Source organism: Streptomyces sp. NPDC018026, from assembly GCF_044327745.1.
Lineage (GTDB): Bacteria > Actinomycetota > Actinomycetes > Streptomycetales > Streptomycetaceae > Streptomyces > Streptomyces rubrogriseus.
In genome coordinates this window covers 43,821-69,951 of sequence record NZ_JBIRFY010000019.1, presented here as the reverse complement: position 1 = coordinate 69,951, position 26,131 = coordinate 43,821, and the positions used below count along the sequence as shown (strand labels likewise).

Below are 26,131 nucleotides of genomic sequence, written 5' to 3'. Positions count from 1 at the left end.
CGCCGGGGCATTCCGTTTGGGTTTTCGGACCGTCAACCGGAAGACTGCACCCGTGACGTCCCGTATTCCGCGCGACTCCAGGCTTCGACTCGTCCGCCCGCGACCCCTGGCCGCCGCCCCCCAAGCGATGAATCAGCGGCGTCCGCGCCGCCCCGCGCCGCGTCCCCCGGAAGGCACACCGGCCCGCCCGGAGCTGGCCGGAATGGCGCGCTCCGGCCTCGCCGACGCGGCCCGCGTCGCCCGCTGGGCCGACTCCGCACTCGGCCCCGGCCGCGGCAGTGCGACCGCCGACGGCAAGGCCACCCTGTCCGACGCCACCGCCGACCACGCGGCCCGCGAGCTGGGCCTGCCCGTGGCCAAGGTCCGCGCCGACTGGGACACCGCCCGCCTCGCCGGACTGGTCGAGGTGCACGGCGACACCGCCCGCCCCGGCTGGCGGCTGCGCGCCTGGAACCGCGACGACAGCGCCGTGCTGCGCGGCTGGGTAGCCCTCTTCGACGCCTGGTCGCTCGCCCACCCCGAGCCCGCCGGACAGGAGCCCGGCGCGGTGGCCGAGGTCGTCTCCGCGATGCCCCAGGTGCTCTCCTTCCTCCAGCTGTCCGCCGGACCGGTCCCCGTGGCCCAGCTCCTGGACCTGCTGGAGCAGCGCGTCACCGAACTGCGCACCGAACGCTGCGAGGTGCCCTACGGCCCCCGGCTCGAACCCGGCACCCCGGGCGCCGAGCCGGACCCGGCCCCGGCCACCGACACCGCGCTCGCCCCCCTCCTCGACTGGGCCCTGCACGCCCTCGCCGGCGTCGGCGCCCTCACCTGCGGCGACGGACAGGCCACGCTCACCCCGCTCGGCAGCTGGGCGGTCTGGGTCAAGCTGGAGCAGATCTGCGTCGCCGCGCAGAGCCCCGCCGGCAACATCGAGCAGTCCGCCGAGGGCATGCTCCGCGGCTGCGGCCGGCTCCGCCCCAACGCCGCCCGTGCCGAGTACCGGGCCTGGCTCGCCGCCCGCCCCGTCGGCAGCGCCGTGGCCGAACTGCTCGGCGCCGCCCGCGGCGAGGACGCCCTGCTGCGCGGCCTCGCCTTCGAGGCGCTGCGCGTCGTCGGCGCACCCGCCGAGCCCGACGTGCGCGGGGTCGTCGACGAGCCGACGCTCAGGCCGTACGCCCTGCTGTGGCTGGCCGAGCACGACGGCGCCGACCCCGAGGACGCCCACGAGGTCCTCACCCGCCCGGAGGCCACCTGGCTGTGGGTCGACACCGCGGCCGCCGTCGCCGACCACGGGGAGGCCCCGCTGCTGGTGCGGCACCTGGAGTCCGCGGTGCAGGCCACCGTCCCGGCCCTGCTCGACGAGGTCCGCGCGGTCGGCCACCCCCGCACCGTGCAGGTGCTGGTGGCGCTGGCCGCCGCACACCCGGACCCCGCCCTGGCCAAGGCCGTGCGCCGGGCGGCCTTCCAGGTCCACACCGGGGGCAGCTGACCGGCCGACCCCGACGGGCGACCGCCGGAGGCTACCCGCGTACCTCCGGCGCGTACGTCCCGAAGCTCCAGACGTTGCCCTCCAGGTCGCGGGCCATGTAGTCCCGCGAGCCGTAGTCCTGGTCGGTCGGGGGCATCAGGATCTCCGCGCCGTGCTCCACGGCCCGCCGGTGATGGGCGTCGACGTCCGCCACCACCACGTACACCCCCGTGGTGCCGCCGCTCTCCATCGCCTCGTCGAACCGGCCGCCCTTGCCCTTCGAGCCGAGCATGACCGCGCCGTTGCCCTGGACCAGCTCGGCGTGGGCCACCGAGCCGTCCTCGTCCTCGTACACCGCGAGCCGGGTGAAGCCGAAGGCGTCGGTGAGCTGCCGGATCGCCGCCTTGGCGTCCGCGTACTGGAGCGTCGGGTAGATGCTCGGGCGCCCGCCCGCATTGCCTGCCATGCCGATCACTTCCTCGTGAGCCGGGTGGCCCGTGCTGCTTTGGGCCCGTTCGCCCAGTCTTGCACCGGCCACTGACAACGCTCGCGGGGAAAAGCGGTTGCACCGCCCCGTTAGACTGGCCCTCATGGCCATTCTCCTCGTGCATTAGAGCGGCGGGAACCTCCACAGCCGCCCATCCCCGCCAACCACCCCGCCCAGGAGTCTGACCGTGATCTCCGCCTCCGGCATCGAGCTGCGCGCCGGTGCCCGTGTCCTCATCGAGAGCGCCACCTTCCGCGTCGCCAAGGGCGACCGCATCGGCCTGGTCGGCCGCAACGGCGCCGGCAAGACCACCCTCACCAAGGTCCTGGCCGGCGAGGGCCAGCCCGCCGCCGGTGCCGTCACCCGCTCCGGCGAGGTCGGCTACCTCCCGCAGGACCCGCGCACCGGCGACCTCGACGTGCTCGCCCGCGACCGCATCCTGTCGGCCCGCGGCCTGGACACCCTGATCCGCAAGATGCGGGAGAACGAGCAGCGCATCGCCAACGGCCAGGGCGCCACCCGTGACAAGGCGCTCAAGCAGTACGAGCGCCAGGAGACCGAGTTCCTCACCAAGGGCGGATACGCCGCCGAGGCCGAGGCCGCCACCATCGCCGCCGCGCTCAACCTGCCCGACCGGGTGCTCGGCCAGCCCCTGCACACGCTCTCCGGCGGTCAGCGCCGCCGTATCGAGCTGGCCAGGATCCTGTTCTCGGACGCCGACACCCTGCTGCTCGACGAGCCGACCAACCACCTCGACGCCGACTCGATCATCTGGCTGCGCGACTACCTGAAGACCTACCGCGGCGGCTTCATCGTGATCTCCCACGACGTCGACCTGGTCGAGACGGTCGTCAACAAGGTGTTCTACCTGGACGCCAACCGCTCCCAGATCGACGTCTACAACATGGGCTGGAAGCTCTACCAGCAGCAGCGCGAGGCCGACGAGAAGCGCCGCAAGCGCGAGCGTCAGAACGCCGAGAAGAAGGCGTCCGCCCTGCACTCGCAGGCCGACAAGATGCGCGCCAAGGCCACCAAGACCGTCGCCGCGCAGAACATGGCCCGCCGGGCCGACAAGCTGCTGGCCGGCCTGGAGGCCGAGCGGAAGTCCGACAAGGTCGCCAAGCTCCGCTTCCCCGAGCCCGCGCCCTGCGGCAAGACCCCGCTCACCGCCGAGGGCCTGTCCAAGTCGTACGGCTCCCTGGAGATCTTCACCGACGTCGACCTGGCCATCGACAAGGGCTCCCGGGTCGTCATCCTCGGCCTCAACGGCGCCGGCAAGACCACCCTGCTGCGCCTCCTCGGCGGCGTCGAGAAGCCCGACACCGGCGAGGTGGTCGAGGGACACGGACTCAAGCTCGGCTACTACGCCCAGGAGCACGAGACGCTCGACCCCGAGCGCACCGTCCTGGAGAACATGCGCTCGGCCAACCCGGACCTCGACCTCGTCGACGTCCGCAAGACGCTGGGCTCGTTCCTGTTCTCCGGCGACGACGTCGACAAGCCCGCCGGTGTCCTCTCCGGCGGCGAGAAGACCCGTCTCGCGCTGGCCACCCTCGTGGTGTCCTCGGCGAACGTGCTGCTCCTCGACGAGCCCACCAACAACCTCGACCCGGCCAGCCGCGAGGAGATCCTCGGCGCGCTGCGCACCTACAAGGGCGCCGTCGTCCTGGTCACCCACGACGAGGGCGCCGTCGAGGCGCTCCAGCCGGAACGGATCATTCTGCTTCCGGACGGCGTCGAGGACCTGTGGGGCGCCGACTACGCGGACCTCGTCGCCCTCGCTTGATCGAATGGATGATCCACTGGTTATGGATCATTCGGCCGATCCGTGATCCGCCATCTGTGTGAGATCTCCTCATCAAGAGGTGTGTCCTACATCGAATTCGCGGCCGGACCCCCATCCACCGGGGGTCCGGCCGCGACGCCTTTCTGACCTGGAATTTCGTGGAGAAACTCGTTCGGCGGAGCGGGTCCGATTCTCTGGAATCAGGGATTCCGTATGTGGGGACACGCTCCTGTCGTCACAACCTTGTCTCATCAGCCTTGCCGAATGGGTGGCCATGAGCGCCTGGAGGGGTGATCATGAGGAGAACCAGAGCGCACTTCCCATGAGGAGGCACGGGTGGCCGAGACTCTGAAGAAGGGCAGCCGGGTTACCGGCGCCGCGCGCGACAAGCTCGCGGCAGACCTGAAGAAGAAGTACGACGCCGGTGCGAGCATCCGGGCGTTGGCCGAGGAAACCGGCCGCTCGTATGGCTTTGTGCACCGCATGCTCAGCGAGTCGGGCGTCACGCTCCGAGGGCGTGGCGGGGCTACCCGGGGCAAGAAGGCCACTTCGGCCTGACGTCCCGGGCGGCCCCCGACTCCGAAAGTGACGGTGGCCACCCGGTCGGTTCTCCGACCGTCCGGGTGGTTACTGTGCAGTCACTTAGCCCTGCCGTCGCACGGCGCACCGTCCGGCGCGCGGCGGGGACGACGACCGCACCTTTCGGAGGCGCCCCATGGCTTCGCCCGCCCACGACCCCGGTCCCGCACTCGACCAGGACGGCGTGCGGCTCACCGTCGACGACGCGATCGCCACGGTGACGCTGACCAACCCGGCCAAGCGCAACGCGCAGAGCCCCGCTCTGTGGCGGGCGCTCGCCGAGGCCGGCCGGCTGCTGCCGGGCTCCGTCCGCGCCGTGGTGCTGCGGGCCGAGGGCAAGTCCTTCTCGGCCGGGCTCGACCGGCAGGCGTTCACGCCCGAGGGCTTCGACGGGGAACCGTCGTTCATCGACCTCGCGCGGGGCGGCGACGCCGAGCTGGACGCGACCATCGCCGAGTACCAGGAGGCGTTCACCTGGTGGCGGCGCAGCGACCTCGTGTCGGTCGCCGCCGTGCAGGGGCACGCCATCGGGGCGGGCTTCCAGCTGGCCCTCGCCTGCGACCTGCGGGTCGTCGCGGACGACGTGCAGTTCGCCATGCGCGAGACCAGCCTGGGCCTGGTGCCGGACCTGACGGGCACGCATCCCCTGGTGTCCCTGGTCGGGTACGCCCGTGCGCTGGAGATCTGCGCCACCGGGCGCTTCGTCGCGGCCGAGGAGGCCGTGAGCACCGGCCTGGCCAACCTCGCCGTGCCCGCGGACCAGCTCGACCCCGCCGTGCACGACCTGGTGTCCGCGATCCTGGCCGCACCGCGCGACGCGGTCGTCGAGACCAAGGCGCTGCTCCAGGGCGCCCCGACGCGGGACTACGAGGCCCAGCGCACCGCCGAACGGGCCGCGCAGGGGCGCCGGCTGCGCGACCTGGCGGGGCTCGGGGAGTAGGGGCGCCCAGGCGCGTCTTCTCAGCCGACGTCCGTCCGTGTCACCACCACCGCCACCGACGGACGGTCCGGCAGGGCCTCGGACACTGCCGCGCGGACCCGCCGGGCCACCTCGGCGGCCCGGTGGTCCGCCCGCACCGCCAGCTCCACCCGGACATGGCGGCGCGGCAGGGCACCCTCCCGCGGTGGCGGCTCGGTGAGGTGCACCGGACGGCCCAGTACGCCCGTCAGCCGCACCACGCCCGGCACCGTCAGCGCGGCCCGGGCGACATGCCCCTCGTCGCCGCTCGCTTCGCCGCCGTCGCTGCCGTCGCGGTCGATTTCGGTGTCGGCCTCGTCGGCCTCGTCGGCCGCGTCGGCGGGTCCCGGCTCCGGCCCGGCCTCCGGACCCGCCTTCGGGCCCGTCTCCGGCGTCTCGTCGAGCAGGCCGGTCACCCGCAGGTCCACGTCCGCCGCCGCGAGGCCGAGCCGCGCGGCCGCCGCCTCCGTCAGCGCCGCCCGCAGGCGCGCGGCCGTAGCCGGCAGCGGCTCAGCGACCGCCGTCGTCGGCCCCACGACCACCGCGAAGTCGGCCGTCACCCGCAGCGGACCGGGCGGCAGCGCACCCGGCGGAGGCGGCACGGCGGGCTCGCCCACGTCGTCCGGGTCCGCGAGCCCGACCCGCAGGTCACCCGGCCACACCCCCGCCACCCCACGGGCCGCCGCCAGCAGCACCGCCCGTGCCGCCCGCTCGGCGATCCACGCACCGTCCCCCGGGCCGCCCAGCGGCAGCAGCCTGCCGAGACCCAACTGCTCACGCACCGCCCGCGTCCACCGGTCCGCCGTCGTCATTCCTCCAGCCTGCCGCATCCGTGGCGCGAGCCGCCGCAACCCCGCCTACCGTGGGCACAGGACTACGACCGAAAGGGACGTACGGCGATGAGTGACATGGAGAGCCACCGGAGCGGGCAGGACACGATCGAGACCCCCGGTACGGCCAAGGGCCAGACGATTCGGCGCGGCGGCGGAGACCCCGGCACCCGGGGACGGACCACCATCGCCGACGGCGTCGTGGAGAAGATCACCGGAATGGCGGCACGCGACGTCGCCGGTGTGCACGCGATGGGCAGCGGGATGTCGCGCACCTTCGGCGCCGTGCGCGACCGGGTGCCCGGCGGGACCAGGTCCGGGGTGACGCGCGGGGTGAAGGCCGAGGTCGGCGAGAAGCAGACCGCCCTCGATCTGGAGATCGTCGTCGAGTACGGCGTGTCGATCGCGGACGTGGCCCGGGACGTGCGGGAGAACGTGGTGGCGGCGGTGGAGCGGATGACCGGTCTTGAGGTCGTCGAGGTCAACATCGCGGTGAGCGACGTGAAGCTGCCCGACGAGGAGGACGAGGAACCGGAGCCCCGGATCAGGTGACACGGACGCTGACGGAACGCCGACGGAACGCTGAGGGATCGGTGAGTGAATCGGTGAATGAGGGGAGCGCACCATGAGCATGGCCGTGGTCGGCATGATCGCCGGCATGGCACTGGGCTTCGCCGGATACTTCGGCGGGTTCGGTGCCTTCCTGCTGGTGGCGGCCCTGGGGGCCGTCGGGTTCGTCGTCGGCCGCTTCCTGGAGGGGGACATGGACCTCGGTGACTTCTTCCGTACCCGCGACGACCGGCGGCGGTGACCGGCGTGAGCGATGGGGCCGGTGAGCTCCTCGAACCCCTGGCCCGCGTGGCACCGGGCGAGCGCGGCGCCACGCGGATCGCCGACCGGGTCGTCGCCAAGGTCGCCGCCCGGGCGGCGCGCGAGGCGCTCGGCCCGCTCCACCCGGACGCCGCACGGCCGTACGCCACCGTCGACGTCCACCACGACACCGCACACGTCCGGGTCCACCTCGAACTCGACTACCCGTGCGACATCGGCGCCCGCTGCGGCCAGGTGCGTCACCAAGTCGTCCAGCGGGTACGTGCGTTGGTGGGCATGGCGGTGCCGGAGGTCGCCGTCCAGGTGGAGCGGCTGCACCTGTCGGCGCAGTACGGCGCGAGGCACGGGAGGACGCGATGAGCGAGCCGGAGGGCTCCGGGACGGGAGAGGGCAGCACCCAGCGCCTGCCCGTCGTGGAACGCGGCACCGAGCCGGGTGCGGCACCGTCGCCGGACCAGGACGAGCCCGGACCCCAGGACGCGTCCGGGAGCGGCCGGGCCGGGCGGTTCTGGTCCGCGCGCCGCGTCCCCGCCGGCCTCGTCGCGCTGCTGCTCCTGCTCCTGGCCGGGGCGTTCCTCTACGACGTCGCCGCCGTGCGCGCCGGCCGGTCCGCGCTCGGCTGGCGCCGCGACCTGGCCCGGCAGCTCGCCGAACGGCCCGTCGACGACACCTGGGTGCTGGTCGGCGCCGGAGTCGCCACGGCCCTCGGGCTCTGGCTGCTCGTGCTGGCACTCACCCCCGGACTGCGCCGGGTGCTGCCGATGCGGCACACGCACCCGGACGTACGCGCCGGACTGCACCGGGACGCCGCCGCCACGGTGCTGCGCGACCGGGCCATGGAGGTCTCCGGGGTGCAGTCGGCGCGGGTGCGGATGCGCCGCCGCCGGGCCCGGGTACGGGCGCTGTCGCACTTCCGGGAACTGGACGACGTACGGGCCGACCTGGACGGTGTGCTCGACGACGCGGTGCGCGGTCTCGGACTGGCCCGGCCGCCCGCCGTGTCGCTGCGGGTGGCGCGCCCCGGACGGAAGGGGTGAACGCGGTGCTCAGGACGGTGAACCGGGTACTGACCGCACTCGCGGGCCTGGTCCTGCTGGCCCTCGGCGGCGCGGTGCTGGCCGTGGGATTCGACGCCCCGGCACCTTCCTGGTGGGTCCACCAGGGGCCGCACGACGTGCTGCTGAGCAACGCCGAACGGACCCGGTGGCGGGAGGCCGGCTGGTGGTGGCCGGTCGTCATCGCCGGGCTCGCGGTCCTGCTGCTGCTCGCCCTGTGGTGGCTGGTCGCGGTGGTACGCCGCCGCAGGCTCACCGAGGTCCTCGTCGACACCGGGGACGGCGAGGGCGCCACGCTGCGCGGCAGGGCACTGGAGGACGTCGTCGCCGGTGAGGCGGACCGCGTGGACGGGGTCGAACGGGCAGGTGTCCGGCTCACCGGCCGCCGCGACGCCCCGGCGACCCGCGTCCGGCTGCTGCTGGCCCCCCATGTGGACCCCGGCACGGCCCTGCACGACCTCACCACCCGGGCCCTGGCCCACGCCCGCGACTCGGCGAACCTCACCTCCCTCCCGGCGGAGGTCCAGCTCCGTGGCGTCAAGCACGGGGCCGAGCGGGTCAACTGAGCGTCGGCTCCGCCCGTTTCAGAACCCGTGCCGCACGCCGCCGTCCACCGGAAGCATCACGCCCGTGATGTACGACGCCGCGGGGGAGAGCAGGAACGCCGACACGCGGCCGAACTCCTCCGGGGCGCCGTAGCGGCGCAGCGGGATGCGGGACTCGGCGGCCGCCCTGGTCGCCTCCGGGTCGGCGGACAGCCCGTCCAGCTCGCGCACCCGGTCGGTGTCGACGCGCCCCGGCAGCAGGCCGATGACGCGGATGCCGCGCGGGCCCAACTCGTCGGCGAGGGACTTGGCGAAGCCCGCGAGCCCGGGGCGCAGACCGTTGGAGACGGTCAGGCCCGGGATCGGCTCGTGCACCGAGCCCGACAGCACGAACCCGATCACCCCGCCGTCCGCCAGCTCGGCCGCCGCCGTCCGGGCGAGGCGCACCGCGCCCAGGAACACCGACTCGAACGCCGACTGCCACTGCTCGTCCGTGGTGTCGGCGGCGAACCCGGGCGGCGGCCCGCCCACGCTGATCAGCACGCCGTCGAAACGGCCGAAGCGCTCACGGGCGGTGGCGATCAGCCGCCCGGCGGCCTCCGGGTCGGCGTTGTCCGCGGCCACCCCGACCGCGTCCGGTCCCAGCGCCGAGGCCGCCTCCGCGACGCTCTTCTCGTCCCGCCCCGTGACGACCACCTTCGCCCCGTCGGCGACCAGCTCGCGCGCGGCGGCGTTGCCCAGGCCCCGGGTGGCACCCGTGACGACGTACACCCGGTCCTTCAGTCCAAGATCCATGGCCCCTATCCTGCCCCCTCGCCCCCGTACAGGGCGAGGGCCGTGTTCACCAGGCCGACGTGACTGAAGGCCTGCGGGAAGTTGCCGAGCTGGTGCCCGGCCACCGGGTCGTACTCCTCGGCCAGCAGCCCCACGTCGTTGGCGAGCCCCACCAGCCGCTCGAACAGCTCCCGGGCCTCCTTCGTCCGGCCGGTCGCGTGCAGCGCGTCCGCGTACCAGAACGAGCACACCAGGAACGTCCCCTCGCCGCCCGGCAGGCCGTCGACGGCAGCGCCCTCGGTGCTGTAGCGCCGCACCAGGCCGTCCCGGGTCAGCTCCGCGCCGATCGCATCGACCGTGCCGGCCACCCGCGGGTCGTCCGGCGGCAGGAAGCCCACGCGCGGAACGAGCAGCAGCGAGGCGTCCAGCTCCCGCGAGCCGTAGTACTGGGTGAAGGTGTTGCGCACCGGGTCGTAGCCCTTCTCGCACACCTCGCGATGCACCTCGTCGCGCAGCGCCCGCCAGCCGTCGAGGTCACCGCGGCCCAGCTCGGGATGGTGCTCCAGCGTGCGCACCGCCCGGTCCAGGGCCACCCACGTCATCACCTTCGAGTGCACGAACTGCCGGCGCCCGCCCCGCACCTCCCACAGCCCCTCGTCCGGTTCCCGCCACGCCGTGGCCAGGAACTCCATCAGGGCGCACTGCAGCTCCCACATCTGCGGCCGGGGCCGCATCCCCGCCAGCCGGGCCAGCGACAGGGAGTCCATGACCTCGCCGTACACGTCCAGCTGGAGCTGGTTCACCGCGTCGTTGCCGATCCGTACCGGCGCGGACCCGGCGAAGCCGGACAGCCACGGCAGCTCGGACTCGGGCAGCCGCCGCTCGCCCGCGACGCCGTACATGATCTGCAGGTCCGCCGGGTTGCCCGCGACCGCGCGCAGCAGCCAGTCGCGCCAGGCCTCCGCCTCCTCCAGGTAGCCCGCCGACAGCAGGGCGCCCAGGGTGAGCGTGGAGTCGCGCAGCCAGCAGAAGCGGTAGTCCCAGTTGCGCACGCCGCCCGGCTCCTCCGGCAGCGACGTGGTGGGGGCCGCCACGATGCCGCCGGTGGGCTTGTACGTGAGTGCCTTCAGCGTGATCAGGGAGCGGACCACGGCGTCCCGGTGCGGGCCGTCGTAGCGGCAGCGTGCCGCCCACTCGCGCCAGTCCTCGACGCTGTGCTCCAGCGACATGTACGGGTCGATCAGCGGCGGCCGGGGCTCGTGCGAGGGGTGCCAGGTCAGCACGAACGCGACCTTCTCGCCCGCGGCGACGGTGAACTCCGCGTGCGTCCCGAAGTCCTGGCCCCAGCTGCGCACCTCGGGCTCGCTGCGCAGCCACGCCGAGTCCGGCCCGGCGACGGCCACCCGGTGCCCGTCGGCCCGGCGCACCCACGGCACGATCGAGCCGTGGTCGAAGCGCAGCCGGAGCACGCTGTGCACGGTGACCTCGCCGCTCAGGCCCTCCACGATGCGGACGAGGTCGGGGGCCCGGTCGCGCTGGGGCATCAGGTCGGTGACGCGGACCGCACCGTCCTCGGTCTCCCACTCGGTGTCCAGGACGAGGGTGTCCGGCCGGTAGGCGCGCCGGGTGCAGCGCTCCGCGCCCTCGGGCGCGATGCGCCAGTGGCCGTTGTCCTCCTCGCCGAGCAGGTTCGCGAAGCAGGCGGGCGAGTCGAAGCGGGGCAGGCAGAGCCAGTCCACGGAGCCGTCCGTGGCGACCAGGGCCGCGGTCTGCTGGTCGCCGATGAGCGCGTAGTCCTCGATGTGGGGGTGCACGGGTTGACCTCTTCCCGGCCGGAGCCGGAGCAATCGGATCCGCCCGCGCCCTCCCGCCGCCCGGCTACACCGTCACGGGTTCCGCCTCCGCGGGCTCCACGTCCTCGGCGGCCTCCCGGTCGCGCTTCTCCCGGCGGACCAGGAACCACCAGCCGACCGGTACGGCCGCGGCGAACAGCCACCACTGGATGGCGTAGGCGTAGTTCAGCGCGGCGTTCTCGTTGCCGGGCCTGCCGATCGGCTCCGGGGTGTCGTTCTTCGGCTCGGGAGTCTTCAGGACCACGTATCCGCCGAGCACCCGGGCGTCCAGGCGTTCGGCCTGCTGCTCGCTGTTGATGAGCATGATCTGCCGGTCCGGGAGACCCTCGAGGTCCTTGATGCCGCTCGCCTCGGTCGTCTCGTCGGGCATCAGCCGGCCGGTGAGGGTGAGCTCGCCCCGAGGCGGTGCGGGGACCTTCGGGAACGCGGTCTGGCTCGGGCCGTCCGCGGGGATCCAGCCCCGGTTGACCAGCAGGACCTTGCCGTCGTCCAGCACGAACGGGGTCAGCACGTGGTAGCCGATGTTGTCGTCGGAGTCGGTGCGGCGGCGGACCACGACCTCGCGGTCCGTGTCGAAGCGGCCCTCGGCGGTGACGGTGCGGTACCGCTCCCGCGTGGTGATCTTCTTGCCGGGTGCGGTCAGCGACTCCACGGGCGCCGGTGGCGCCTCGAGCGCGCTCGCGACCAGGTCGTTCCGGGCGGTGCGCTCCTCGTAGCGGTGCATCTGCCAGAAGCCCAGCTCGATCATCGTGGGGATGAGCAGCACGGCGAGCAGTGTGAGGATCACCCACTGGCGGGACAACAGGAAGCGGTACACCCCACGACGGTACAACTCGGTCGTGGGGCGTCACGCGGCGGGTACGGGCTCACGCCCGGCGGCGGAGCTCAGACCTTGTCGACGATCCCCGCCCTCCCCTCCGCGCGGGCGCAGTGGGCGCCGCAGAACCAGTGGCCGTCGACCTCGACGCCCTGGCCGATGATCTGTACCCGGCAGTGTTCGCAGATGGGGGCCATCCGGTGGATCGCGCAGGAGAAGCAGTCGAAGACGTGCACCGCTCCCTGGGCGTGGACCTCGAAGGTCATTCCGTAGTTGTTGCCGCAGACTTCACATGTCGCCATGCGCCACAGGGTGGGCCGTCGCCGCGAACGCGGGCCGGTGGGCGCCGGGCGAGTCGCCCGGAATCACCCGTCCGCAGGCTCGACGTCCGCGAGCAGTTGCCCGAAGGCCGCCTCGTCCACCACCGGAGTCCCGAACTGGCGGGCCTTGACCACCTTGGAGGTGCCCGAGTCCGGATCGTTGGTGACCAGCAGGCTGGTCAGCCGGGACAGGCTGGTCGCGACGTGCAGGCCCGCCTCGACGGCGCGGTCCTCCAGCAGGTCGCGCTCGACGGAGGTGTCACCCGAGAAGGCGACCCGCATGCCCTGCTTGAGCCGTTTGCCCTCTTCGTACCGCCCCGGGTTGGGATGGGGGCATGCGGGCCTTTTGCGGGAGGGGCGCCAACTGGTCGGCCGGTAGCTCCCGTAGCCCGCCTGCTGCCCGATCCGGGGCGCGGGCCGGTCCGACCACTCGGTCAGCGGCCGGCACTCGTGCAGCGGCAGCCGCACGTCCCCGGCCGCCGCGGCGAGCAGACTCGGCCGGAACGCCTCCGCCAGTACCCGGGCGTCGTCCAGCGCGTGGTGCGCCCGCTGCTGCACGACGCCGAAGTGCGCGGCCAGCGACTCCAGCTTGTGGTTGGGCAGCGGCAGGTCCAGCGCCTTGGACAGCGCGATGGTGCACAGGCGTTGACGCACCGGGGCCTCGCGCTCCGCGCGCGCGTACTCACGGGCGATCATCTGCCAGTCGAAGACCGCGTTGTGCGCGACGAGGACCCGCCCGTCGAGCCGGGCCGCGAACTCCTCGGCGACGTCCGGGAAGAGCGGTGCGTCCCGGAGTACGTCGCTGGTCAGACCGTGTATCCACACCGGGCCCGGATCGCGCTGCGGATTGACCAGGGTGTACCAGTGGTCCTCGACCTCGCCGCGGGCGTCCAGTCGGTAGACGGCCGCCGAGATGATGCGGTCGTCGCGGGCCAGGCCGGTGGTCTCCACGTCGACGACCGCGTACCCCTGGGGATACGCGGCCGGCCACGCCGTGGCGGACGGCGCTGCGGTCGTGCGGTCTTCGAGCATGGTCAATGAGGATACGGGCCCGGACCGACACTCCGGTCCCGCAGGTGCCCGCCGCCGTCAACGCCCCGGCGTCCGGAGCTCGTTGTGACACCCGTCGGCGCCCTCACCGATGCCCTCACCGATGCCCTCACCGATGCCTTCACCAACGCACTCACCAACGGATCGGCACCGGAAGGGCCGTCAGAAGGCCCGACACCGCCACCACCACGCCCAGCGCGACGACCTCCGCGCGCGCGGGGGAGCAGGCGGCCAGCGGGTCGGCCGCGCGGCCCAGCCGGATCCTGGCCCACAGCGCGAGGGCGGCGACGGCGGCCACGAGGAGCACCTTGGCCAGCAGGACCCGCCCGTAGGCGGTGTCCGTCAGCTGCTCCAGGATCGTGCCCGCCGGCATCCGGCGCAGCGAACTGCACACCCCCGTGGCCGTGAGGGCCGCCAGCAGCACGGCCGCCACGCGCGCGTAGAGCCCCAGCAGAGCGGGCCCAGCCTCCTGCCCCGCCTCCGTCGCCCCCCAGTGCCGCAGGGTCCGCAGCGCGTACAGCAGACCGCCCACCCACAGGGCGGCGCACGTCAGATGGACGAGGGTCAGTCCGGAGCCGAGCAGCGGGCTGTACTCGGTCGTCGGGTGCGCGCGGAGCGCGTCGGCGACGATCACCGCGGCCAGCGGCCACGCCTGGAGGCCTGGCCGCCGCGAGGTCGCGCACAGCCAGGCCGCGAGGAATCCGTTGACCTCCAGCAGCGCGAGCTTGCCGTCCCGGGACTCGTAGAGACCGCCGACGTCGATGTCGGCGACGGAGTCCGGCACCAGGTTGCCGGTGGCCACGACCGAGGCCAGCCCCAGCGCGGCGACGAGTCCGACGGCGGCCGCGTACGGCGACCAGCTGCGGGGCCGGTCCGGGGGAGCACCGGGCAGCGACCGGGCCAGCCGGTTCACGAAGAGTTCGCCGAGCGGGACGCTCAGCGCGGCGAAGAGCACCGTGCGCAGCAGGGCGATGCCGCCGGTGCCGGGCGCCTCGGCCTCCCCGGTGCCGTGCAGTGCGGGGGAGGGGCCGAGCACGGGTATCAGCGCGCCCAGGGCCACCAGCACGAGTACGGCGACCGTCCGGCCGGTGCCGGAGGGCCGTGAGTGGCGTCCGGCGTCGGTGGTCCGGGACGGGGGGCGTATCGAGGTCACCCCAGGATCTTCACCAAGTCACCAGATCCGGGCAAGTTCCGGTGGCGTCCTCACGGCTCCCGTGCCGTGTCGGCCGCGGACGCGTCCTCGGAGCGGGACGCGGCCGACCACCACAGCCGCACCTCCTTGCGCACGTCCGTGGGGCGCAGCTCCCACCCCTGGGCGAGGGCGACCTCGGCGACGTACCGTCCGCCGACGCCGCGGTAGTCGCGCCGGTGTATCTCGCATTCCACGGGCGGCGGCGCGGCCTTCGGCTCGCGCGGGGCGGAGGCCTGCTTGGTCCAGTTGCCCACGACCCTGTCGACCCGCGCCCGGTAGTAGGCGGTGTCGCCCTCGTGCCGCAGCTCGGGCCACGTCACACACCAGGAGGCCAGCCGGGCTATGCCACCGAGGACGTCGTCCATGAACCTCATGTAGCCGCGCCCGAAGCCCTCACTGACCGCGGCGATCCCGTCGGCGAACAGACCCACCACGAAGAGCACCGCGGCCACTGCCAGCCAGAACGCGCACAGCAGCGGGAAGAACAGGAGGGTCGCGACGAACTTCAGGGCCAGCGACCAGCGCGGGCGCACCGGTTCGGGCCCCCAGGCGGCGGAATCCTCGTAAGTGTCCATGCGGAAGATACTGCCGCACGACGGGGGCGGCGGTCCGGGTGGGAACCGGACAACCGCCCCCGCACGACGCACGGGTACGCGTACGCGTACCGGCTACCAGGTCACCGCGTCCAGCGCGTCGGCCATGCCCCAGCCGTAGAAGCCGTTGCGGTTCTTCGGGCCCTCGCACACCGCGTCGACCTTGCCGTCGCCGTCGATGTCGTACGGCTTGGTGCACGCCGTGGCATCGGCCTCGGCGTACAGCAGGGCCTTCACCATGGCGGGAGAGGCGTGCGGGTGCGTCGACTTGATGAGGGCGGCGACACCCGCGACGTGCGGCGAGGCCATCGACGTACCGGCCATGTAGCCCCACTTGCCGCCGGGCAGCGTGCCCAGGATCAGGCCGCTGGTGGCGGGCGGCTCCGGCGTCTGGTAGGCCGTCGAGTCGCCGCCGGGCGCGGCGATGTCGATGACGCCGAGGCCGTGGTTGGAGAAGGACGACTTGAGGCCCTTCGCACCGGTCGCCGCGACCGTCACGACACCCGGCAGCTGGGTCGGGATGTCCAGGCACTTCGACGGGTCGACGGTCCGGTCGCCGGGCGTGGTGTCGTTGGGCGAGGACGGGTCGGTGATCTCGTCGGAGGTGAGGTCGTAGTTCTCGTTGCCGGCCGCGGCGACGTTGACCGCGCCCTTCTTCTCCGCGTACCGGGAGGCCCGCGAGACGGCCTCGACGAGCGCCTTCTGGTCCGGGTCGTCCTTGCAGTTGAAGTACCACGGGTCGGTGTAATAGCTGTTGTTGGTCACGTCGACGCCGTGCTCGGCCGCCCACATGAAGCCGCAGACCACGGCCTCGGTGTAGAAGAAGCCGTCGGGGTTGGAGACCTTGATGCCGGCCACCTTCACCCCGGGTGCCACGCCGGTCATGCCGATGCCGTTCTTGGCGGCGGCTATCTCCCCGGCCACGTGGGTGCCGTGCGGGCTCTCCGCCGCGCTCGGCCGCCAGGCCCCGTCGGTGGTGTCCGGCTTGCCCGCCACACAGTTGACGGACGCCTGCCGGTCGAAGTTCGGGGCGATGTCCGGGTGGGTGTCGTCGACGCCGGTGTCGATGACGGCGACGGTCACCTTCTCGCTGCCCAGCGACTTCTCGTGCGCCTTGTCCGCCTTGATGGCGGGCAGGTCCCACTGGAGCGACTCCAGCGGGTCCTGGCCCTCGGCCTTCGCGGAGGAGGCCCTGGCGGCGGCCAGTTCCTCGCCGCCGAGCACCTGCGGCGCGCCCGTGTCGGTGGTGGCGGCCGAGGGCAGCGGCGCGGTGCGGGTGGCACCGGCCGACTGCACGCCGCGCACCTTGCGGACGGTCCTGGCGAAGTCGGGGTTGGCGGAGTGGACGACGATCACGCCGATCCGGTCGTACGACGTGACGATCGTGCCGCCCGCCTTGGCTATCGCCCGCCGCACGGTGGCCGAAGGGCGGTGCCCGGAGGCGACGTTGACGACGTAGCTGAGCGCGGTCGCGTCCGCCGCCGTCGAGGGGGCGGCCTCGGCCGCGGGGGCCGCGGCGGCCGGGGTGCCCGGCAGGAACGCGAGCGACGCGGCCACGGCCATGCCCGCCGGGATCGCGAGGGCACGGCGGTGACGCGGGTGGGGAGCGGTCATGCGTGGTGTCTCCAGTCCGTCGGGAAAACTCGGGAAACGAGCCGGCGTCTGGAGCGCGGATCGCGCGCGGAACGCAGATGATCCATGGGTTCTCCACATCATCCGGCAGAACGGCAGCTGCCCGGACACGGGTAATCGGGCAGGTACATGACGTAGTGGTGCAGGGTGAAGCTATCCCCCGAAGTCCCTGGCCAGCAATGACCCGCAGAGGGTGACTTCGGAAAGTGCCACGGGTGTTGAACCGGTCCCCGCGGGGCGCCGTGTCGTTGGACAGGGAGCCCGAGCACGATCAGCCCCCTGCGAGAACACCGAGGTTCAAGCCGTCATGTCCGTCGTACGAGGAGACTCCGTGGCCACCGACGCACCGCCCCCCTCGAAAGAGGAGCCCCCCTCGCAAGAGGAACACCGACTCCCCTCCGCCGAGGAGTTCTCCGAAGTGCAGCAGAGCGCCGAGTTCGCCGAGCTGCGCCGCTCCTTCCGCTCCTTCGCGTTCCCGCTGACCGTCGCCTTCGTCGCCTGGTACCTGCTCTACGTGCTGCTGTCGAACTACGCCGGCGGCTTCATGGGCACCAAGCTCTTCGGCAACATCAACGTCGCGTTCGTCTTCGGCATCGCCCAGTTCGTCACCACGTTCCTCATCGCCTGGTGGTACTCGCGGCACGCCGCCGCGAAGCTCGACCCCAAGGCCGAGGCCATCAAGTCCCGGATGGAGGGCGGCGCATGAGCCCCGCACAGTCCGTTTTCGCCGCCGAGCTGGCCGCCAACGAGGCCAGCGAGCACCGGCCGCTCATCATCACGCTCTTCGCGGTCTTCGTCCTCGCGACGCTCGGCATCACCGTCTGGGCGGGCCGCCAGACCAAGGACGCCGCCGACTTCTACGCGGGCGGCCGGTCCTTCAGCGCCTTCCAGAACGGCCTCGCCGTCTCCGGCGACTACATGTCGGCCGCGTCCTTCCTCGGCATCGCCGGCGCCATCGCCCTCTTCGGCTACGACGGCTTCCTGTACTCCATCGGCTTCCTGGTCGCCTGGCTGGTCGCCCTTCTCCTGGTCGCCGAACCGCTCAGGAACTCCGGGCGCTACACGATGGGCGACGTCCTCGCCTACCGCATGCGCCAGCGCCCGGTGCGCACCGCCGCCGGCACCTCCACGATCGTCGTGTCGATCTTCTACCTGCTGGCCCAGATGGCGGGCGCGGGCATCCTCGTCTCGCTGCTGCTCGGCATCACCTCCGACGCCGGCAAGATCCTCATCGTCGCCCTCGTCGGCGTCCTGATGATCGTGTACGTCACCATCGGCGGCATGAAGGGCACCACCTGGGTGCAGATGGTCAAGGCCGTGCTGCTGATCGGCGGCACCATTCTGATCACCTTCCTGGTGCTGCTGAAGTTCGACTTCAACATCTCCGACCTGCTCGGCAAGGCCGCCGAGAACAGCGGCGCGGGCAGCGCCTTCCTGGAGCCCGGACTGAAGTACGGGGCGACCGGTACGTCGAAGCTGGACTTCATCTCGCTCGGCATCGCCCTCGTGCTCGGCACCGCCGGCCTGCCGCACATCCTGATCCGCTTCTACACGGTGCCCAACGCCAAGGCCGCCCGTAAGTCCGTGAACTGGGCGATCGGCATCATCGGCGCCTTCTACCTGATGACCATCGCCCTCGGCTTCGGCGCGGCGGCGCTCATCGGCAAGGACGAGATCATCGCGTCCAACGCGTCCGGCAACACGGCCGCGCCGCTGCTCGCCCTGCATGTGGGCGGCGTCGACTCGGCCTGGGGCGCGATCCTGCTGGCCACGATCTCGGCGGTGGCCTTCGCGACCATCCTCGCCGTCGTCGCGGGACTCACCCTCGCCTCGTCCTCGTCCTTCGCCCACGACATCTACGCCAACGTCATCCGCAAGGGGCGGGCCACCGAGAAGGAGGAGATGAAGGCGGCCCGCTGGGCGACCGTCTTCATCGGCATCGTCTCCATCGCGCTCGGCGCCCTCGCCCGCGACCTCAACGTGGCCGGTCTGGTCGCCCTGGCCTTCGCCGTCGCCGCTTCGGCCAACCTGCCGACGATCCTCTACAGCCTCTTCTGGAAGCGGTTCACCACCCAGGGCGCCCTGTGGTCGATCTACGGCGGTCTGATCGTCGCCGTCGGCCTGGTGCTGTTCTCGCCCGTCGTCTCCGGCGACCCGAAGGCGATGTTCCCGGACGTCGACTTCGCCTGGTTCCCGCTGCAGAACCCGGGTCTGATCTCCATCCCGTTCGGATTCCTGATGGGCTGGCTCGGCACGGTCCTGTCGAAGGAGGAGCCCGACGAGGCGAAGTACGCGGAACTGGAGGTCCGGTCCCTGACCGGCACCGGAGCGCACTGACGCCCCCGCCCGACCGGTACCGGCGCGGCCGCTCGTAGATCCCTACGACGCGGCCGCGTCCCGCGTCGTAGGGATCGGGCGGCTGTCGATGTCGGACCGGTCACGTAGGCTCGACGGTGTCGGAGGAGAGAAGTGCTCCGCCGATCCGCGTCGAGGGAGGGGGCCCACGTGCTCATCGACACCTACGGCCGAGTGGCCACCGACCTGAGGGTCTCGCTCACCGACCGTTGCAACCTGCGCTGTACCTACTGCATGCCCGAAGAGGGCCTGCAGTGGCTCGCCAAGCCCGACCTGCTCACGGACGACGAGATCGTCCGCCTCATCGACATCGCGGTGACCTCCCTCGGTATCGAGGAGGTCCGCTTCACCGGCGGCGAGCCGCTGCTGCGCCCCGGCCTGGTCGGCATCGTCGAGCGCGTCGCCGCCCTCGGCCCGCGCCCCCGGATGTCGCTGACCACCAACGGCATCGGCCTCAGGCGCACGGCCACGGCCCTGAAGGCGGCGGGCCTGGACCGGGTCAACGTCTCGCTGGACACCCTGCGCCCGGACGTCTTCAAGACACTCACCCGCCGGGACCGCCACAAGGACGTCCTGGAGGGCCTGGCGGCCGCCCGCGAGGCCGGACTCACCCCGGTCAAGGTCAACAGCGTCCTGATGCCGGGGCTCAACGACGACGAGGCGCCCGACCTGCTCGCCTGGGCCGTCGAGCACGACTACGAACTGCGCTTCATCGAGCAGATGCCCCTGGACGCCCAGCACGGCTGGAAGCGCGAGGGCATGGTCACCGCCGGTGACATCCTGACCTCCCTGCGGACCCGTTTCGAGCTGACCGCCGAGGGCTCCGAGGAGCGCGGCTCGGCCCCCGCCGAACGCTGGCTGGTGGACGGCGGTCCGCACCGCGTCGGCGTCATCGCCTCCGTCACCCGCCCGTTCTGCTCGGCCTGCGACCGCACCCGCCTGACCGCCGACGGCCAGGTGCGCACCTGCCTGTTCGCCACCGAGGAGACCGACCTGCGCGCGGCCCTGCGCTCCGACGCCCCCGACGAGGAGATCGCCCGCATCTGGCGCCTGGCCATGTGGGGCAAGAAGGCGGGCGCGGGCCTCGACGACCCGGCCTTCGTCCAGCCCGACCGCCCGATGTCGGCGATCGGAGGCTAGGACGACCAGGGTCGGGGTCCCTCAGGGCCTGCCGGAGTCCTCCGGGGCTTCCCACTCGGCGAGCGGGACCACGTCCTTGAGGAAGTTCCGCACCCCGAGGAACTGGGACAGGTGCTCGCGGTGCTCGTCGCACGCGATCCACGTCTTGCGGCGCTCCGGAGTGTGGACCTTCGGGTTGTTCCACGCCAGCACCCACACGGCGGGGGTGCGGCAGCCCTTGGCGGAGCAGATCGGGGTGGTTTCGTCACTCACGGTTTCGTCTCACAGGTCCACGCACGAGGGTCCGCACACAAGGCGACGCCGAGCAGCCACGGGGGGAGCTGCCCGGCGTCGGTCCGTCGCTCCGACGGGGGATGCGGAGCGCGTACGAAGTATGTCACGGCTCACCCATCGCCCGGCACCGGAACAACGCGATTCATCTGAGCATTTCTTCGGCCTGGCGCGGAATCGACGCCGCCGCTCAAGGGGTGCGGCGGTCACGGTCGGTCGCGCGGCTCACCGGCCGCACCCGGCCCCGGATCGGCGGTCGCGCCCTCCGGGACGGACTCCGCCGCACCGTTCCCGGCCCGCGGCGGCATGATCATCGGCGGGGTCGGCGCCGTCACGAACGTCGAGGGCAAGGATGGCGCGTTCTCGCGCCCGGCGTTGGCGATCACGACGGCGATGTACGGCAGGGCGGCCCCGAGGATCAGGGCCACGATCGCGACGTGCCGTTCCACGTTCCACAGGCAGACCGCGAGGATCACCGAGGCCGTACGGATCGACATCGAGATGATGTAACGCCGCTGCCGCCCGCGCACATCCTCCTGGAGGCCCGTCCGGGCCCCGGTGATCCGGAACACCTCGGCACTGCCGCCGGCACTCTGCTTCCGCATCTGGTTCCACCATCCGCCCGCATCGGACTCTCCCCGCCCCGCTCTCGTCCGCGGCCGCACGGGGACTCCGGTCCCGGACAACTCACCACGTTACGCCGCGCCCGCGCCGCTCACGAGACCGGGGCACCCCCGGTCCGGCCGTACCGCGTGCGCCTTGCGGCCGGGCGCCGGTACCCCGTTCGGCCGTACGCGGCATGCGCCGTACGCGGTACGCCCGAACACTGGTGGCATTGCTCGCGTAGAGCCGGACGAGGAGGCAGCCATGGGCTGGTTGTGGGCGATCATCGTGGGATTCGTGCTCGGCTTGATCGCCAAGGCGATCATCCCCGGCAAGCAGCACATGCCGCTGTGGCTGACCACCATCTGCGGCATGATCGGCGCGATCGTCGGCAACGCGATCGCCCGCGCGGCCGGCGTCGAGGCGACGTCCGGCATCGACTGGTGGCGGCACCTGTTCCAGCTGGTGGCGGCGATCATCGTGGTCGGCCTCGGCGACGCGGCCTACGCGTCGGTACGCGGCAACAGGCGACGCGAACGGGCCTGACCCCGCTCCGGACCCGCCCCGCACGGCGAAGGGGCGCGCTCCGGCAGCCGTGCGGCGCCGGAGCACGCCCCTCGCGCGTGCGCCCGCTCAGACCCCGGTGATCTCCACCGCGGCCAGGTTCTTCTTGCCGCGCCGCAGCACCAGCCAGCGCCCGTGCAGCAGGTCCTCCTTGGCGGGGACCGCGTCCTCGCCGGCGACCTTGGCGTTGTTCACGTAGGCGCCGCCCTCCTTCACCGTGCGGCGCGCGGCGGACTTGCTGGCCACCAAACCCACCTCGGCGAACAGGTCGACCACCGGGGCCGGCTCGGCGACCCGGACGTGCGGCAGCTCGGAGAGGGCCGCGGCCAGCGTCCGCTCGTCCAGCTCCGCCAGGTCGCCCTGGCCGAAGAGGGCCTTGGACGCGGCGATCACGGCGGCCGTCTGCCCGGCGCCGTGCACCAGCGTCGTCAGCTCCTCCGCCAGCGCGCGCTGCGCCGCCCGCGCCTGCGGACGCTCCTCGGTCTGCCGCTCCAGCTCCTCCAGCTCCGCACGGGAGCGGAAGGACAGGATGCGCATGTACGTCGAGATGTCCCGGTCGTCCACGTTCAGCCAGAACTGGTAGAACGCGTACGGCGTCGTCATCTCCGGGTCGAGCCAGACGGCGCCGCCCTCGGTCTTGCCGAACTTGGTGCCGTCCGCCTTGGTCATCAGCGGCGTCGCGTAGGCGTGCACGGACGCGTCCGGCTCGAGGCGGTGCAGCAGGTCGAGACCGGCCGTGAGGTTGCCCCACTGGTCGCTGCCGCCCTGCTGCATCGTGCAGCCGTACCTCCGGTAGAGCTGGAGGAAGTCCATCGCCTGGAGCAGCTGATAGCTGAACTCCGTGTAGCTGATCCCCTCGGAGGACTCCAGGCGCCGGGCGACGGAGTCCTTGGTCAGCATCTTGTTGACCCGGAAGTGCTTGCCGATGTCCCGCAGGAACTCGATCGCCGACAGGCCCTCGGTCCAGTCGAGGTTGTTCACCATCACCGCGGCGTTCTCGCCCTCGAAGGACAGGAACGGCTCGATCTGGCCGCGCAGCCGCTGGACCCAGCCCGCGACGGTCTCCGGCGAGTTCAGCGTGCGCTCCGCGGTCGGGCGCGGGTCGCCGATCTGGCCCGTGGCGCCGCCGACCAGCGCCAGCGGCCGGTGACCGGCCTGCTGGAGCCGGCGCACGGTGAGCACCTGCACCAGGTGCCCCACGTGCAGGGACGGCGCGGTCGGGTCGAAACCGCAATAGAACGTGACGGGACCGTCCGCGAGCGCCTTGCGCAAAGCGTCCTCGTCGGTGGACTGGGCGAACAGCCCGCGCCACTTCAGCTCGTCGACGATGTCCGTCACGGTTCTCGTGTCTCCTTGAGTGGTCTCGCGAAATCAGGTACGAGGTTATACGCCCTGACTGACAGAGCTCATATTGAAATCGGGGACCCGCAGCGCCGGCATCGCGGCCCTGGTGAACCAGTCGCCCCACTCCCTGGGCAGCGTCTTCTCCGTCCGCCCCGCCTCCGAGGCCCGCCCCAGCAGGCCCACCGGCGACTCGTTGAACCGGAAGTTGTTCACCTCGCCGACGACCTCGCCGTGCTCGACGAGGTAGACGCCGTCCCGGGTCAGCCCGGTCAGCAGCAGCGTCGCCGGGTCCACCTCGCGGATGTACCAGAGGCAGGTCAGCAGCAGCCCGCGCTCCGTGCCCGCGACCATCTCGTCCAGGGACCGGTCGGGGTCGCCGCCGTCCAGGATCAGGTTGCCGACCGCGGGCGCCACCGGCAGCCCGGTCAGAGCGGCGCTGTGCCGGGTGGTCGTCAGCCGGTGCAGCTCGCCGTCCCTGATCCAGTCGGTCGCCGCCACCGGCAGCCCGTTGTCGAACACCGACTGGTCGCCCCCCGAGGAGTGCGCGACCACGAACGGCGCGCTCTCCAGCCCCGGCTCGTGCGGATCACTGCGCAGCGTCAGCGGCAGCGTGCCCAGCCGCTCGCCGACCCGGGTGCCGCCGGGCTTGGAGAACACCGTGCGCCCCTCGACCGCGTCCCGCCCGGAGGCCGACCAGTACTGGTAGATCAGCAGGTCCGCGACCGCGGTGGGCGGCAGCAGCGTCTCGTACCGTCCCGCGGGCAGCTCCACCCGCCGCTCGGCCCAGCCCAGCCGCAGGGCCAGGTCGGCGTCGAGCGCCGCCGGGTCGACGTCCTTGAAGTCCCGGGTGGCCTGCCCCGCCCACGCCGACCGGGTACGGTCCGGCGACTTGGCGTTCAGCTCCAGCGTCCCGTTCGGCTGGTCGTGCCGCAGCCTGAGCCCCGTCGAGGTGCCGACGTAGGTCGAGGTCATCTCGTGGTTCGCGAACCCGTACAGCTCCCGGCCGCCCGCCCGCGCGCGGGCGAATGCCTCCCCGAGCGCCGGAGCGAAGTCGGCGAACACCGCGGACGAGGTCTCGGCGGGCGCGTCGGTGAAGTCCGGCGACCCCGGCCCGCCCGGGACCAGCGGCTGCGCGTCCTCGGCCGGACCGGCACCCCGCGCGGCCGCCTCGGCGGCCCGCACCAGGGGCTCCAGCTCGTCCACGGTCACGGCCGAGCGCGACACCACCCCGGACGCCGTGCCCTCCCGCCCGTCCACGGTGGCGACGACCGTCAGCGTGCGCCCGCGCGTGACACCGTTGGTGGTGAGCGCGTTGCCGGCCCAGCGCAGGTTGGCGGTGGACTCCTCGTCGGCGATGACGACGCACCCGTCCGCCCGGGACAGCTCCAGCGCCCGCTCGACGATCTCGTGCGGCTTGCTGCTGCGGACGCTCATCGACCGGCCTCCTGCGTGGTGTTCAGAATGTTGACTCCCTTGAAGAGGGCGGACGGGCAGCCGTGCGAGACGGCCGCGACCTGCCCCGGCTGGGCCTTGCCGCAGTTGAAGGCGCCGCCCAGGACGTACGTCTGCGGGCCGCCGACGGCCGCCATCGACCCCCAGAAGTCGGTGGTCGTCGCCTGGTACGCCACGTCCCGCAGCTGACCGGTGAGCCGCCCGTTCTCGATCCGGAAGAAGCGCTGGCCGGTGAACTGGAAGTTGTAGCGCTGCATGTCGATGGACCAGGACCGGTCCCCGACGACGTAGATCCCGCGGTCGACGCCCCCGATCAGGTCCTCGGTCGACAGCCCGCCCGGATCCGGCAGCAGCGACACGTTGGCCATCCGCTGCACCGGCACGTGCGCGGGCGAGTCGGCGTAGGCGCACCCGTTGGACCGCTCGAAGCCGGTCAGCCGCGCGATCCGCCGGTCGAGCTGGTACCCCACCAGCGTGCCGTCCTTCACCAGGTCCCAGGACTGGCCCGCGACGCCCTCGTCGTCGTACCCGACGGTCGCCAGGCCGTGCTCGGCGGTGCGGTCGCCGGTGACGTTCATCAGCTCCGAGCCGTAGCGCAGCTTGCCGAGCTGGTCGAAGGTGGCGAAGGAGGTCCCGGCGTAGGCGGCCTCGTAGCCGAGGGCGCGGTCCAGCTCGGTGGCGTGCCCGATGGACTCGTGGATGGTCAGCCACAGGTTCGACGGGTCGACGACCAGGTCGTACAGGCCCGCCTCGACGCTGGGTGCCCGCATCTTCTCGGCGAGCAGTTCCGGGATCTCGGCCAGCTCGGCCTCCCAGTCCCAGCCGGTGCCGGTCAGGTACTCCCAGCCCCGCCCGGCCGGCGGCGCCAGCGTGCGCATGGAGTCGAACTCGCCGCTGGAGTCGTCCACCGACACGGCGGTGAGTACCGGGTGCAGCCGTACCCGCTGCTGCGTGGTCACGGTCCCGGCGGTGTCGGCGTAGAACTTGTTCTCGTGCACGGTGAGCAGCGAGGCGTCCACGTGGTCGACCCCGTCGGCGGCCAGCAGCCGCGCGCTCCAGTCGGCCAGCAGGGCCGACTTCTCCGCGTCCGGCACGGCGAAGGGATCGATCTCGTACGCCGAGATCCAGGACTTGTCGGCGTGCACGGGCTCACCGGCCAGCTCGACCCTCTCGTCCGACCCGGCCGCCCTGATCACCCGCGCCGACAGCTTCGCCATCGCCACCGCCTGCGAGGCGACCTTGGCGGCCGCGTCCAGGGTGAGGTCCACGCCGGACGCGAAACCCCACGTACCGCCGTGCACCACCCGCACCGCGTACCCGAGGTCGGTGGTGTCCGAGGACCCGGCGGGCCGGGCGTCCCGCAGCCGCCAGGAGGCGTTGCGCACCCGCTCCAGACGGAAGTCGGCGTGCTCGGCACCGAGCGCACGCGCACGGGCCAGGGCGGCGTCGGCGAGGGCGCGTAGGGGGAGTGCCGTGAAGGCTTGGTCGATGCTGTGAGGCACGGGGGAGATCCCTTCGGGCGCTTGCCTGTGGTGACCATTGGAGGCAGTGAACCATGTCTCACTCCTCCGGCTGATTGGATAAAGGTGATGCCTGCGGTCGGGAAACCGCCGGTGGAAGGGGGCGGCGGGGAAGTAGGGTGTCTCAGTTG

At 72.5% G+C, this 26,131-nt stretch carries 28 protein-coding genes; 13 read left to right on the top strand and 15 right to left on the bottom strand.

Annotated features, from left to right (window positions below; translation table 11 throughout):
- Positions 1-52: 52 nt before the first annotated feature.
- Positions 53-1,471, top strand: a complete 1,419-nt coding sequence (locus ACH4D3_RS37055) for a hypothetical protein (RefSeq protein WP_398331883.1) — start codon at positions 53-55, stop codon at positions 1,469-1,471.
- Positions 1,472-1,502: 31 nt separating this feature from the next.
- Here ACH4D3_RS37055 and ACH4D3_RS37050 read toward each other — a convergent pair whose 3' ends face one another.
- Entirely contained in the window at positions 1,503-1,916 is a 414-nt protein-coding gene (locus ACH4D3_RS37050; protein WP_398331880.1) for a VOC family protein, read from the bottom strand.
- 208 nt (positions 1,917-2,124) lie between these two features.
- Here ACH4D3_RS37050 and ACH4D3_RS37045 point away from each other — a divergent pair, with 208 nt between their 5' ends.
- From ACH4D3_RS37045 to ACH4D3_RS37035, 3 genes are all read left to right on the top strand, one after another.
- Positions 2,125-3,723 (top strand): ABC-F family ATP-binding cassette domain-containing protein, encoded by a 1,599-nt coding sequence (locus tag ACH4D3_RS37045; RefSeq protein ID WP_398331878.1) that lies wholly within the window; start codon positions 2,125-2,127, stop codon positions 3,721-3,723.
- Between the two features lie 336 nt (positions 3,724-4,059).
- Positions 4,060-4,281 (top strand): helix-turn-helix domain-containing protein, encoded by a 222-nt coding sequence (locus ACH4D3_RS37040; protein WP_003976983.1) that lies wholly within the window; start codon positions 4,060-4,062, stop codon positions 4,279-4,281.
- Positions 4,282-4,438: 157 nt separating this feature from the next.
- Positions 4,439-5,242: an enoyl-CoA hydratase/isomerase family protein gene (locus tag ACH4D3_RS37035; protein WP_398331875.1), complete on the top strand. Its 804-nt coding sequence runs from the start codon at positions 4,439-4,441 to the stop codon at positions 5,240-5,242.
- 20 nt (positions 5,243-5,262) lie between these two features.
- On the opposite strand, the gene ACH4D3_RS37030 is transcribed toward ACH4D3_RS37035, so the two are convergent.
- Positions 5,263-6,072, bottom strand: coding sequence for a nucleopolyhedrovirus P10 family protein (locus ACH4D3_RS37030; protein ID WP_398331872.1), 810 nt, complete (start codon positions 6,070-6,072; stop codon positions 5,263-5,265).
- An 87-nt stretch (positions 6,073-6,159) separates the two neighbouring features.
- Here ACH4D3_RS37030 and ACH4D3_RS37025 point away from each other — a divergent pair, with 87 nt between their 5' ends.
- The 5 genes from ACH4D3_RS37025 to amaP all read left to right on the top strand — a co-directional run bounded on the left by ACH4D3_RS37025 (position 6,160) and on the right by amaP (position 8,542).
- The gene (locus tag ACH4D3_RS37025; RefSeq protein ID WP_398331869.1) at positions 6,160-6,642 is read left to right on the top strand and encodes an Asp23/Gls24 family envelope stress response protein; all 483 of its coding nucleotides are present in this window, start codon (positions 6,160-6,162) and stop codon (positions 6,640-6,642) included.
- A gap of 73 nt (positions 6,643-6,715) precedes the next feature.
- Positions 6,716-6,901: a hypothetical protein gene (locus tag ACH4D3_RS37020; protein ID WP_104635968.1), complete on the top strand. Its 186-nt coding sequence runs from the start codon at positions 6,716-6,718 to the stop codon at positions 6,899-6,901.
- On the top strand, positions 6,898-7,281 hold the full coding sequence (locus ACH4D3_RS37015) for a hypothetical protein (protein WP_356861526.1): 384 nt from the start codon (positions 6,898-6,900) through the stop codon (positions 7,279-7,281). The genes ACH4D3_RS37020 and ACH4D3_RS37015 overlap by 4 nt, the downstream gene beginning before the upstream one ends.
- Positions 7,278-7,958: a DUF6286 domain-containing protein gene (locus tag ACH4D3_RS37010; RefSeq protein WP_398331865.1), complete on the top strand. Its 681-nt coding sequence runs from the start codon at positions 7,278-7,280 to the stop codon at positions 7,956-7,958. Before ACH4D3_RS37015 ends, ACH4D3_RS37010 begins: the two co-directional genes overlap by 4 nt.
- Complete coding sequence (gene amaP / locus ACH4D3_RS37005; RefSeq protein ID WP_398331863.1) at positions 7,955-8,542, top strand: alkaline shock response membrane anchor protein AmaP; 588 nt, start codon at positions 7,955-7,957, stop codon at positions 8,540-8,542. Before ACH4D3_RS37010 ends, amaP begins: the two co-directional genes overlap by 4 nt.
- 18 nt (positions 8,543-8,560) lie before the next feature.
- Here amaP and ACH4D3_RS37000 read toward each other — a convergent pair whose 3' ends face one another.
- The 8 genes from ACH4D3_RS37000 to ACH4D3_RS36965 all read right to left on the bottom strand — a co-directional run bounded on the left by ACH4D3_RS37000 (position 8,561) and on the right by ACH4D3_RS36965 (position 16,734).
- Positions 8,561-9,316, bottom strand: a complete 756-nt coding sequence (locus tag ACH4D3_RS37000; RefSeq protein ID WP_398331860.1) for an SDR family oxidoreductase — start codon at positions 9,314-9,316, stop codon at positions 8,561-8,563.
- Positions 9,317-9,321: 5 nt separating this feature from the next.
- Positions 9,322-11,109, bottom strand: a complete 1,788-nt coding sequence (locus ACH4D3_RS36995) for a glycoside hydrolase family 15 protein (RefSeq protein WP_398331857.1) — start codon at positions 11,107-11,109, stop codon at positions 9,322-9,324.
- Between the two features lie 64 nt (positions 11,110-11,173).
- Complete coding sequence (locus ACH4D3_RS36990) at positions 11,174-11,965, bottom strand: SURF1 family protein (RefSeq protein WP_398331854.1); 792 nt, start codon at positions 11,963-11,965, stop codon at positions 11,174-11,176.
- A gap of 68 nt (positions 11,966-12,033) precedes the next feature.
- Positions 12,034-12,267 carry a hypothetical protein gene (locus tag ACH4D3_RS36985; RefSeq protein WP_003976994.1) on the bottom strand — a complete coding sequence of 78 codons (234 nt, stop codon included), beginning with the start codon at positions 12,265-12,267 and terminating at the stop codon, positions 12,034-12,036.
- 63 nt (positions 12,268-12,330) lie between these two features.
- On the bottom strand, positions 12,331-13,317 hold the full coding sequence (locus ACH4D3_RS36980; protein ID WP_011027997.1) for a DEDDh family exonuclease: 987 nt from the start codon (positions 13,315-13,317) through the stop codon (positions 12,331-12,333).
- Positions 13,318-13,468: 151 nt separating this feature from the next.
- The gene (locus ACH4D3_RS36975; protein ID WP_398331851.1) at positions 13,469-14,488 is read right to left on the bottom strand and encodes a CopD family protein; all 1,020 of its coding nucleotides are present in this window, start codon (positions 14,486-14,488) and stop codon (positions 13,469-13,471) included.
- A gap of 50 nt (positions 14,489-14,538) precedes the next feature.
- Complete coding sequence (locus ACH4D3_RS36970) at positions 14,539-15,102, bottom strand: hypothetical protein (RefSeq protein WP_398331848.1); 564 nt, start codon at positions 15,100-15,102, stop codon at positions 14,539-14,541.
- A 93-nt stretch (positions 15,103-15,195) separates the two neighbouring features.
- On the bottom strand, positions 15,196-16,734 hold the full coding sequence (locus ACH4D3_RS36965) for a S8 family peptidase (protein ID WP_398331845.1): 1,539 nt from the start codon (positions 16,732-16,734) through the stop codon (positions 15,196-15,198).
- 349 nt (positions 16,735-17,083) lie between these two features.
- On the opposite strand from ACH4D3_RS36965, the gene ACH4D3_RS36960 reads away from it, so the two are divergent.
- The 3 genes from ACH4D3_RS36960 (at position 17,084) to moaA (ending at position 20,247) form a co-directional block, all read left to right on the top strand.
- Positions 17,084-17,458: a DUF485 domain-containing protein gene (locus ACH4D3_RS36960; protein ID WP_031047659.1), complete on the top strand. Its 375-nt coding sequence runs from the start codon at positions 17,084-17,086 to the stop codon at positions 17,456-17,458.
- Positions 17,455-19,089, top strand: a complete 1,635-nt coding sequence (locus ACH4D3_RS36955; RefSeq protein ID WP_398331842.1) for a cation acetate symporter — start codon at positions 17,455-17,457, stop codon at positions 19,087-19,089. The genes ACH4D3_RS36960 and ACH4D3_RS36955 overlap by 4 nt, the downstream gene beginning before the upstream one ends.
- Positions 19,090-19,257: 168 nt before the next feature.
- Positions 19,258-20,247, top strand: coding sequence for a GTP 3',8-cyclase MoaA (gene moaA, locus ACH4D3_RS36950; protein WP_398331839.1), 990 nt, complete (start codon positions 19,258-19,260; stop codon positions 20,245-20,247).
- Positions 20,248-20,268: 21 nt separating this feature from the next.
- Here moaA and ACH4D3_RS36945 read toward each other — a convergent pair whose 3' ends face one another.
- Positions 20,269-20,499 (bottom strand): hypothetical protein, encoded by a 231-nt coding sequence (locus ACH4D3_RS36945; RefSeq protein ID WP_109032051.1) that lies wholly within the window; start codon positions 20,497-20,499, stop codon positions 20,269-20,271.
- A gap of 224 nt (positions 20,500-20,723) precedes the next feature.
- Entirely contained in the window at positions 20,724-21,122 is a 399-nt protein-coding gene (locus ACH4D3_RS36940; RefSeq protein ID WP_361007897.1) for a DUF3099 domain-containing protein, read from the bottom strand.
- A 262-nt stretch (positions 21,123-21,384) separates the two neighbouring features.
- Here ACH4D3_RS36940 and ACH4D3_RS36935 point away from each other — a divergent pair, with 262 nt between their 5' ends.
- A complete protein-coding gene (locus ACH4D3_RS36935; RefSeq protein WP_398331836.1) occupies positions 21,385-21,666 on the top strand; it encodes a GlsB/YeaQ/YmgE family stress response membrane protein in 282 nt (93 codons plus the stop codon).
- Positions 21,667-21,753: 87 nt separating this feature from the next.
- Here ACH4D3_RS36935 and tyrS read toward each other — a convergent pair whose 3' ends face one another.
- From tyrS to ACH4D3_RS36920, 3 genes are read right to left on the bottom strand one after another with little or no spacing between them, the layout of a single operon-like run.
- The gene (gene tyrS / locus ACH4D3_RS36930) at positions 21,754-23,022 is read right to left on the bottom strand and encodes a tyrosine--tRNA ligase (protein ID WP_398331833.1); all 1,269 of its coding nucleotides are present in this window, start codon (positions 23,020-23,022) and stop codon (positions 21,754-21,756) included.
- Positions 23,023-23,067: 45 nt separating this feature from the next.
- Positions 23,068-24,462, bottom strand: a complete 1,395-nt coding sequence (locus ACH4D3_RS36925) for a metallopeptidase TldD-related protein (RefSeq protein WP_398331830.1) — start codon at positions 24,460-24,462, stop codon at positions 23,068-23,070.
- Complete coding sequence (locus tag ACH4D3_RS36920; protein WP_398331827.1) at positions 24,459-25,982, bottom strand: TldD/PmbA family protein; 1,524 nt, start codon at positions 25,980-25,982, stop codon at positions 24,459-24,461. Before ACH4D3_RS36920 ends, ACH4D3_RS36925 begins: the two co-directional genes overlap by 4 nt.
- Positions 25,983-26,131 lie beyond the last annotated feature (149 nt).